Source organism: Allobosea sp. P4_C6 (genome assembly GCF_056402015.1).
The window spans coordinates 1-9,485 of the sequence record NZ_JBFUIF010000081.1 but is presented as its reverse complement, the minus strand read 5'-3'; the positions used below and the strand labels follow the sequence as shown (position 1 = coordinate 9,485).

Annotated in this window: 7 protein-coding genes and 2 pseudogenes; 6 read left to right on the top strand and 3 right to left on the bottom strand. The window is 60.8% G+C overall.

Going from position 1 to position 9,485, the window contains the following annotated elements:
* From AC1DVA_RS25270 to AC1DVA_RS25245, 6 genes and pseudogenes are all read left to right on the top strand, one after another.
* On the top strand, window positions 1-1,635 hold a 1,635-nt coding region (locus AC1DVA_RS25270; protein ID WP_476807695.1), incomplete at its 5' end, for a mechanosensitive ion channel family protein.
* A 945-nt stretch (window positions 1,636-2,580) separates the two neighbouring features.
* A complete protein-coding gene (locus AC1DVA_RS25265) occupies window positions 2,581-2,859 on the top strand; it encodes a hypothetical protein (protein ID WP_476807694.1) in 279 nt (92 codons plus the stop codon).
* A complete protein-coding gene (locus AC1DVA_RS25260) occupies window positions 2,795-2,932 on the top strand; it encodes a hypothetical protein (protein ID WP_476807696.1) in 138 nt (45 codons plus the stop codon). The genes AC1DVA_RS25265 and AC1DVA_RS25260 overlap by 65 nt, the downstream gene beginning before the upstream one ends.
* A 434-nt stretch (window positions 2,933-3,366) precedes the next feature.
* Window positions 3,367-4,374 (top strand): transglutaminase-like cysteine peptidase, encoded by a 1,008-nt coding sequence (locus AC1DVA_RS25255; protein WP_476807693.1) that lies wholly within the window; start codon window positions 3,367-3,369, stop codon window positions 4,372-4,374.
* Window positions 4,375-4,610: 236 nt separating this feature from the next.
* Window positions 4,611-4,766, top strand: a pseudogene (locus AC1DVA_RS25250) (transposase); the annotation flags it as partial.
* 279 nt (window positions 4,767-5,045) lie between these two features.
* Window positions 5,046-6,077, top strand: coding sequence for an IS110 family RNA-guided transposase (locus AC1DVA_RS25245; RefSeq protein ID WP_476807692.1), 1,032 nt, complete (start codon window positions 5,046-5,048; stop codon window positions 6,075-6,077).
* A gap of 240 nt (window positions 6,078-6,317) precedes the next feature.
* On the opposite strand, the pseudogene AC1DVA_RS25240 reads toward AC1DVA_RS25245, so the two are convergent.
* The 3 genes and pseudogenes from AC1DVA_RS25240 to AC1DVA_RS25230 all read right to left on the bottom strand — a co-directional run.
* Window positions 6,318-7,155: pseudogene (locus AC1DVA_RS25240) on the bottom strand (integrase core domain-containing protein); the annotation flags it as partial.
* 247 nt (window positions 7,156-7,402) lie between these two features.
* Window positions 7,403-8,290 (bottom strand): hypothetical protein, encoded by an 888-nt coding sequence (locus AC1DVA_RS25235; protein WP_476807691.1) that lies wholly within the window; start codon window positions 8,288-8,290, stop codon window positions 7,403-7,405.
* A 69-nt stretch (window positions 8,291-8,359) separates the two neighbouring features.
* Window positions 8,360-9,485 (bottom strand): ATP-binding cassette domain-containing protein (locus AC1DVA_RS25230; protein WP_476807690.1); only part of this gene is annotated, 1,126 nt, incomplete at its 5' end.

Here is a 9,485-nt window from a genome sequence, read left to right as displayed (position 1 = left end):
GGCCAGGACAAGCTCGCCGCCGCCATTCTCGCCGGCATCTTTGCGTGGCGCTTCTACATGCTGGCATTTCGGGCCTTGCTGCGCCCCGCGCTGCCCGGGGCGCGGCTCGCCAGCATGGACGATGCCGGCGCGAGCGTTGTCTATCTTCGAATTTCGCTGGTCATCCTGCTGATCGTCGCGCTGCGGATCGTGATCCGCATGCTGATTGCGACGACTACCCCGCCCGAGGTGGTGGCGGCTGGCCAGATCGTTGTTTCAATAACCACCGTGACACTCGCCACCTGGGCCGCCGTGGCGTCGCGCGTTCCGATGGCGCGCTGGTTCGCGAATTTGTCTCATGACCAAGGAGCACGGAGCTTAGGACGCCGCCTCGGTATCCATTGGCTGTATCTGACGCTGCCGCTCTTCGTCATCATGGGCCTCACCCAGATCTTTGGCGCCGTCATGGTGCGTTACACCGTCCCAAATGCAGTGCTTCTGACGCTTAATGCATTAATTGCGCTGGTCTTGTTGCAGACTCTCAGCCGCTACCTCACTCGACCAAGTGTTGCTGTCCCRGCGCCGTCGGTAGAAGACGCTGTCTCACTCCCGCTATCGCAGTCCCGCCGATTCTCGGATGTCGTGGTGCGTTGTGTACGTGTTGCCATCCTGATCGGTATCATCGCGCTTGTGGCGCAGAGCTGGATCGTGGAAGTCTTTGCGCTGGTCGACGCTAAGGGCTGGCTGGCACTGACCCGTTCGTCGTTCGCAACGGCGGTGACCTTGTTCCTCGCCTTTGTCGCATGGGAACTCACCGATTTCTTCACTCGTCGCAATGACCCCGYGGCAGCCGCCATCGCCGCCGCTGGTCACGACGAAGCTATCGGCGGCGGATCGCGCCTCGCGACCTTACTCCCACTTCTGCGCATCGTCCTAGCCATCAGCATCAGCGTACTGGCTTTGCTCATCGTGCTGTCGGCGCTGGGTGTGAACATTGGGCCGCTTCTAGCTGCGGCATCGGTCTTCGGGCTCGCGATTTCGTTCGGCAGCCAGGCGCTCGTGCGCGATATCGTCTCGGGTGTCTTCTACCTGAGCGATGATGCGTTCCGGATCGGCGAATATATCGACTGTGGCAAGGCCAAGGGCTCGGTAGAGGGCTTTACGCTCCGTTCGATCCGGCTGCGCCATCAGAACGGACAGGTTCACACCATTCCGTTCGGGCAACTCGGTCAGATCACCAACTTCAGCCGGGACTGGGCCACGGTGAAATTCAATCTGCGCTTCAAGCGCGACACCGATCTCGAAAAGTTGCGAAAGACAGTGAAGAAGATCGGCGACGAAATGCAGCAGGACCCGGAGCTCAAGGACGAATTCCTCGCGCCGCTGCGCATGCAGGGCGTCGCGGACATTCTCGACAACGCGATGCTGGTGCGCTTCAAGTTCACCGTACGTCCGATCCAGCCGAGCTACGTGCAGCGCATGGCGGTCAAGAAGATGGTCGCCAAGTTTGCCGAGGTCGGGATCGAGTTCGCCGATACCATGGTGGCCGTGCAGACTTTAGGGTCTGGGACCGAATCGGCGGCCGCGGCAGCTAACTCTGTACAGATGCGCAATCGAGCGGGTGCTGCGGCACTGGCCGCAGAACCTGCAACCTGAGTACAATCCGACAAGCAGATGCACCAGTAACCTTGCGTGATCGGGAAAACGTGCAGACGACATAAATATTCACATTTTTATCAATAAGATACGTTTCTATGTGCGATAATCCATGTTGAAGGGTAGATCACAGGTAGCATCGAAACTCCCAAGCGCGGCAACCTGCCGGAGTGTGGGTTGGCGAGCCGTGCGGCGCCTGCCAACAGCCTGGGCCGTCGAACCAGCGGTCGGGGAGACCGGTGCATCCGGCCCGGCCATCTGCCTGCAGCATGCCGGCAAAGCCTTGCAGATATTGCTCTGGTCATCGCCTGAATGATCAGGGGGTACGCGGAACGCACTGGCTGTAGCCCGATGCAACCACGTCTGGCAAACCCATCTGTGGATGCTGTCCTTAAGCTTCATGTCGATCGAACCCTGCAGCTCCCGTTTTCCCTCCGAAGGCAATAATCACACTTTCGAATCGTGTCGGGCGCGCCATTTATTTCAAGCACTTAGGCTCGGTCGGCCTAATGCCTGCTTCCCAATAAGCTGGATTTGGAAGCATATGGGAAGCAGCCCAGTGGGTTTGCCAGCTCGGCTCAGTTAGGCCGTCTGACCTGCGATAGATGCTCAACAGATGGCGACAGCCGCGATCTGATCAGCTGACTCTTAATCAGCGGGTCGTAGGTTCGAGCCCTACATCACCCACCACGAAATCAAGAACTTAGTAGACGGGCGAACGCCATCGCAGTCGTACAGGTTCTTCTCAGGTTCTTCACATGAGGCCGAAGCCCAGCTGGCCGCCAAAACCCCAGCGATTTGATGGGTAGTCAATTTCGGATGTAGCGTTGCCCGGAACCTGCGCCGGCTGCGCCCCCCACCAGCAGCCACCTGGCACCTGGACGAGGTTATCCACATCCAGGGCGGGCATGGCGAGCCGTCGACAGCGATGGCGAGATTCTTGACGTGCTGGTGCAATCGAGGTGGGACAAGGGTGCTGCCTTACGGCTGATGTGCAAACTGCTCAAAAAGCATGGCTTTGCTCCCAAGGTGCTGGTGACGGACAAGTCGCGATCCTACGGCGCGGCCGGCGCGAGATGGGGCCCTCGGCGCGCCATGAACAGGGCATGCACCGCAACAATCGGTCGGAGAACTCACCCGGGCGATCCGACGACGAGAGATGCAGCGTTTCAAGTCGCCGATGTCGGCGCAGCGTTTTCTCGCCCTTTATGCTGTCGTCGATAATACCTTCAACCTCGAGCGCCATCTGATCTCCCGACCGACGCTGCGCCTCTTCCGAGCGGCAGCCGCGCACTAGTGGCCAACCACGACCGTCACCGMATAAGTGAAGCGTTGCACAGGGCGAGATCCGGCTCGTCGAGTGTTCCCGCGACGTGCAGCGGCTTTGCTCGAAAGAAGTCACCAGACTGCGAAGAGCAGCGTGAACGAGACCCCGGCACGAAGTTCAATCCGACCTTGACCCCAACTGTCCGCTCAGAGAAGCGGACACTGAGCGCTTCCGCTTTAGAGCAGACTGGTTCGAGGTTGGGCCAACGGAGCGCTAGGGCCCAAGCGATGGTCAACATCTGCCTAATCAAACTGCTTCAACCCCGTCAGCTTTCGATATCACTCCCTAGCCAAGGAGCAGATCAGTCGTCCCTCTGGAGTTCATCGATAAAGATTTAGATATCGACTTCATCCGCTGCAGAATGACCGTCGGCCATCGTCCGTCCGAATTTCGGAGGAACGATGATGAACCGGCCTGCATTCGCCCAGAAGGGGCGTTTTTGGTGGTGGATCGCCAGTCTACCGATTGCGATCTCCTTGGCCTCGTCTATGGCAATGGCCAACCTTTTGCCCGAAGGGACTTATGGTGCTCTCGCTCCTGCGAAAGTCCCGAGTTTGCCCGTTTTCGTCGATATGTCGCTCGCCGGGCAAAGCCCTACGGGCTGGCCGGCTCCTGTCGGGCGATGGGGCACGGCACGTGACCATTCCGTCGAGTCTGGCGCGCGTGAGCAGGAGGCCGAGCCTGCTCTCGAATTGGCGGTGCACAGTGAAGCGGGTCTTTCAACGGCCGAGCGCTGGACGTATTTTGTTGGAGCACTCCCCCAATCACCACGTGAAGCTGGGCGGGCGGTGCGGACGGTCAGTGGGGACGTGCTGGGGTCGATCCCGCTCGCAGTGTCGCTGGTTCCTCAATCTCGGCGCTGGCGCAGCTTGCTTGAGGAGAGGGCAGTTCTGTATTTTGCGGATTCATGCTCCGCCTCCGAGCCCATTTGTGCAAGCAAACTCCGCGGACGGCTCGCCGAAGCTGTGGCGATTGCCCGCACCCAGGGCGATCGGGACGCTATCGACACCGTTAACAAGGCGGTGAACTCTGGTCTCAAATATAAGCGCGATCTCGATAGCTATGGTGTCCAGGACTACTGGGCGACAGTGGACGAGACCCTGACGCGAGGCACGGGTGACTGCGAGGAGTTCGCCATTCTAAAGATGTGGATGCTGCTGGCTGCCGGGTTCGATCGCTCGCAGATCCGGTTGCAACTTGTGAAGTTGCTCAAGACCGGGGAGGATCACGCGATCCTCGTCGTCGATGCTGGCGCCACCCGCCTCGTTCTCGACAATCTGTCCGCATCGGTTCGGAACGATGGTGAGGTCAGCGAATATCTGCCTATGCTCTCGTTCGTCGGCGAGGACGCCTTCCTGCACGGCTTCAAGAGCCGGCCCGCCAAATCGAACGAGATTGCCGCGTTGCGTTGAGCGTTTCCAGCCTTTGTTGAAAGGCGGGCGCTTTGAAATCAAATGTTTCCGGCCATTCGGTTGGGCTACAAACCGCGGGCTCCTGAGGTCTTCGTGCCAGCCATGACCGCGCGCGCAGCTGCGCAACCCAGACCAGCCACGCCGCCCGCGCTAGCCGTCAGACCTGGTCCGGACCCTGGAGACGGTTTTCCTTTATAGTGCAATTTTTTGGGCATCCTGAGCCTCACGGAGGACGGATGTCATGCCAACGCAATCGATGCACGAATGAGCAGATCGCCTTTGCCCTTCGGCAGGCGGCGGAGAACGGCACGCCGGTGGCGGAGATCTGCCGGAAGATGGGCGTCTCGGAACCGAGCTTCTACCACTGGAAGAAGCAGTTCTCCGGGATGGGATACTCGAGATCCAGCGCCTGAAGTGACCTGAGACCTTTTCTCCTCCGATCTGAGAGGGAGTCCGGGTTCATTTCTGGCCTCAGGCGGCCTGTTTTCCAGGGTGGATTTTTGCCGATGGCCGAGTGTGGTCGGTGGTGGTTGTAATCCTCTTCCATGAGGTTATGCGCTGCGGGCTTCAGTGAGCGTCGAGAACAGCTCACCGTTGAGATGGGGTAATCGGGGCTTGGGCTCCGCCAGCGTTGGCGCTCATGCTGCCGGTTTCTGGAGAGGAGCGCCCCCATGTCGTTGCTTTACGCCGGTCTCGATGTGTCGCTGGAGATGACCAGCATCTGTGTCGTCGATGCGGATGGCCGCATCGTCCTGGAGGCGAAGGTGCCATCGGATCCGGAGGCGATTGCCGGCCGGCTCGGTGAGCTGCCGGGGAGCTTTCAGCGCGTCGGGCTGGAGGCGGGTCCGTTGTCGCAGTGGCTCTATTTCGGATTGCGCGCCGCTGATCTGCCCACAGTCTGCATCGAGACGCGGCATGCGAAGGCCGCGATCACGGCGATGAACATGAACAAAACCGATCGCAATGATGCCCGCTCGCTGGCCCAACTCGTCAGATCTGGTTGGTTCAAAACCGTGCATGTGAAGTCGGTCGAGAGCCAGGAGCTGCGAACGTTGCTCGGCAGTCGGGAGTTTTTTGTCAACAAGCTGCGCGACCACGAGAACGAGATTCGCGGGCTGCTTCGTCCCTTCGGCTTGAAGGTGGGGCAGGTCTCGGCTTCAGGCTTTGCCGGGCGCATTCGCGAACTTGTGGCGGATCGCCCGCGGCTCAAGCTCTGCATGGAAGCTCTCCTGACAGCCCGCGAGACGATGATGAAGCAGCTGGCGGACTTGCACGGCGAACTCCTCAGGGTAACGAAGAACGACGAGCTGTGCGTGCGCTTTATGGGCATTCCAGGTGTTGGCCCTGTAACGGCACTGGCCTTCAAGACCACCATTGACCGGCCCGACCGATTCCGCCGATCGAGCGACGTTGGCGCTCACCTCGGCCTGGCGCCACGGCAACATCAATCCGGTGAAGTCGATCGAAGAGGACGGATCGCCAAGAATGGCGATAGCCTGACGCGCACCGCGCTGTTTTCGGCCGCCAACGTGATGCTCAGCCGATCGACCCAATGGACTGCTTTGAAGCATTGGGGCGTCTCGATCGCCAAGCGGAGCTCCCTGAAGAAGGCGAAGGTGGCGGTGGCCCGCAAACTGGCAGTGATCATGCACCGCATGTGGCGCGACGGCTCACCATGCCGCTGGACCGCCAAGGAGGCTTGAGCCCCAGAGATCAAGGCGAGGCGCCAAGCCAGCCTGACCGCGGTCCCGGGAGGGACGGGGGGTTGAGACGAAGGCCGCACGAGTGCATGGGGTGCGATGCTAGCTATGAAGCCCGCCGTTTAGCTTGGTCCGTCTCACCTTCGAAACCCATCGTGCGGCGCACAGCGACCGCGGACAGAAGCGTGACCCCATGCCGGTGCGCACCACGGTTCGTGCTTGACGCCCAAGCCCCGATTACAGAAGGAGCTCGTCCCGGAAGCGCCCGTTGAAGCTCTCGACGAAGGCGTTCTGCGTCGGCTTGCCGGCGGCGATGTAGTGCCACGCGACGCCGGTCTCTTGGCACCAGCGCAGGATCGCCATCGAGGTGAACTCGGTGCCTTTCGGAAACGATCGTATCCGGTCGGCCGCGCAGCCGAATGACGCTATCCGGTTCCCGGGCTACGCGCGGGCCTGATGGCGAGCACCCTGGAGCGACGACCGTCCGTAATCGTGTCGGAGAGAAAGTCGAGGCTCCAGCGCGCATTGGCCCGATAAGGCAAAAGCATGGGCCCGCGGGTGCCCAGGGCCCGTTTGCGGCCGCTGCGCCGGCGCACCTRCAGCCTCTCCTCGCGATAGAGACGCCGAAGCTTCTTCGGTTCATCATGATGCCCTGACGGTCCAGCATGATGTGGATTCTGCGGTAGTCGAACCGCCGGCGCTCCGCCGCCACGCCCTTCATCGCCTCGCGCAGCAGGGCATCGTCCGGCCGGGTGCTTGTGTAGCGCACCGTCGAGCGGTCGATCTTCAAGGCCAGGCACGCCCGACGCTGGCTCCCTGACGTGCACCGTGCAGGCATGAGCCGCCGCCTTCCGCTTCGCATCGGGCGTCGCCATTTTTGGCGGCGACATCCTTCAGGATCGCGTTGTCAAGCATCTGCTCGGCCAGCAGCTTCTTGAGGCGGGCGTTCTCGTCCTCGAGGGTCTTCAGCCGGCGCGCATCCGACACGTCCTTGCGGCAGACATCCACCGTCTTCGCTCCGGCCTTCCTGCTCCTTCAGCAGCCCGATAATCTGCTCTTCCGTGAACCGTGAGGGGCGCATCGTCCGTCTCCATGATCGACGGACTCTACTCAAATCTGGAGGAAGATCACAATCCCAGGTCAGAAGCAGTTTGAAGCTGAGAATGTGAAGCTGAGACGGCTGGTCGCGGACCTGACGCTCGACCGGGCCATGTTGCAGGATGTTCTGAAGCGAAAGTGGTGAGGCCCGGCGTTGACCATAACTCAAGTATGCAGCCCGCAGGTTCGTCCCATGCCGTACCGCACGGACGCCCTTGCCCCGCCCTCCGTTAGCGAGGATTGTCCGAAAGCGTCCAATCCTCGAAAGCGCGCTTCATCAGGGCATTCCCTGGCCGTGCCAGTTCCATGGTCAGCGTGTAGGCAGTTTCGCCTTTCCGCCGAACAGGAACATCGATCCACTGTCCCTTCAGGAGTGCGCCCTTGATGTTGCGGAGCGACTGCGGGTCAGCCGCGGGGATGAAGGTGAATTCATCCTCGCTCCGGCGGCGGCCGACCATATCCATCGGCTCGCCGGAGCGGTCTCCAGTTTGGCGGATTCGGGGAACACCGAGTTCTACCTCGCCTTCGCCCCTGATCTTGATTTCGATCATCAAGCCATCGGTCCCGACAGGAGACATCGCCAGGCTCATCGCAACCTTGTATCCCTCGATGGTAAGATTGCCATGGACGCCTGTGATACTGCTGGTTGCACTCAGCAGCGGCGGTACTGCATTCCAGGTAACAGTACCGACCCGGACCGTTGGCTGTCCGATATCGTCGGTACCGTCGTCGACCATGCCCCCTCGAACCGTGCCGCCCAAAACCGCCTGCTTCACCGGCGAAGCATTGGAGCTGCGATCATTACCTAATTTCGGCGGATAGAGATCGTTCAAGTGGAGTGGGAAACGCTGTGCAAAACGGCCCTGACCGAACTGCATGGGCAACGCCTCGCCGCGCAAGAGGCGCTGCATTGGCTGTGAGAGAACCATTTCCGGAGGGATGAAGGGCATGAACGCCCTGCATTCCGACAGGGGGCCGGACAGTTCCTTCTTGGTGAAATTGAGAAATCCGCAAGGCCAGCCAGTCGACGGCTCCTGGCCCAGGAGTGGCGCGCCGCCCATTATAGCCGGCAAGACAACAGCCGATATCAGCAGCGGAGTGCGCAGTTTGCCTAACATCATTCGGCGCCTCGTTGCTTCACCACCAGCGCTGCGGTTTCCGCCGTGCGCGACCGTTTTCAGTGCCCATCAGACTCCCGCAGACGTTTTAGTGAGGATGCGCATGACCTTCTCGACCGGACCGTCGGCGACAACCCGTCCGCCATCGATGACGACCACCCGGGAAACCAGCGACAGAACCGCATTGCGGTGCGTCGTGACGATAAGCGTCTGGTCCGGGCTCAGCCCCTCCCTGAGGCGCGTCACGAAGTCGCGCTCGGTCGCCGTATCCATCGAACTCGTGGGATCATCGAGAAAGATGATGCGTCCAGACGCCAGCAAGGCACGTGCAAGGCCGAGGATTTGCCGCTGCCCACTCGAGAGCTGCTGCCCGCGTTCACCAACCTGCCGTTCGAACCCGGAAGGATGTGACTGGACAAAATCCGCCAGGCCCGACAGCTTGGCAACGGTTAGCAGTTCTGCATCGGTCGCGTCAGGTTTGGAGAGCCGCAAATTCTGCCGCAAGCTGCCGTTGAAGACATGCGTATCATGCGTCACGACGTTGATCGCCGCCCGTATCTCCTGCGGATGAAACTGGCGAATATCGACGCCATCGATCAGCAACTCGCCAGCATCGAGTTCATAGAGGCGCCCGAGAAGCCTGCCAATCGTTGTCTTGCCAGCGCCGATGCGGCCGAGAATCGCGACACGCTCGCCCGGGCTGACCTTGATGCTGAAACTGTTCAGCACAGGTCGCGCCTGCCCGGCATAGGTGAAACTGGCGCCGCGAAACTCGATATCACCGCGCTCCACTGGCCGCGCGACGAGCATCCTCCTGTCACTTCGCTCGTCCGGCAGCTTCATGATCGCGGTCAAGCTGTGATAGGCGCTGACCGCCTGCCGCACACGGGAAAGCATGAGTGYAATCTGCCCGAGGGGAGCGACTGCGCGGCTGCCGAGCATAGCGGAAGCAATGATGCCGCCAGTCGTGATCATGCCCAGATCGAAGAGATAGGCTCCGACGACGATTGTAACGATCGTGACCATGTTTTGGAGCAGATAAGACAGATTGGCCGCAAAGGCTGAGTAGTTCTTGATGCGATGCGTGGTGTTCGTCGCCACAGTCGTGATGTCGCGCCAGCGGCGCAGAAAAATTCCCTCGGCGCGAACCGCCTTGATCGTCTCCAGCCCCGCAACGATCTCGACCATCAGAGAC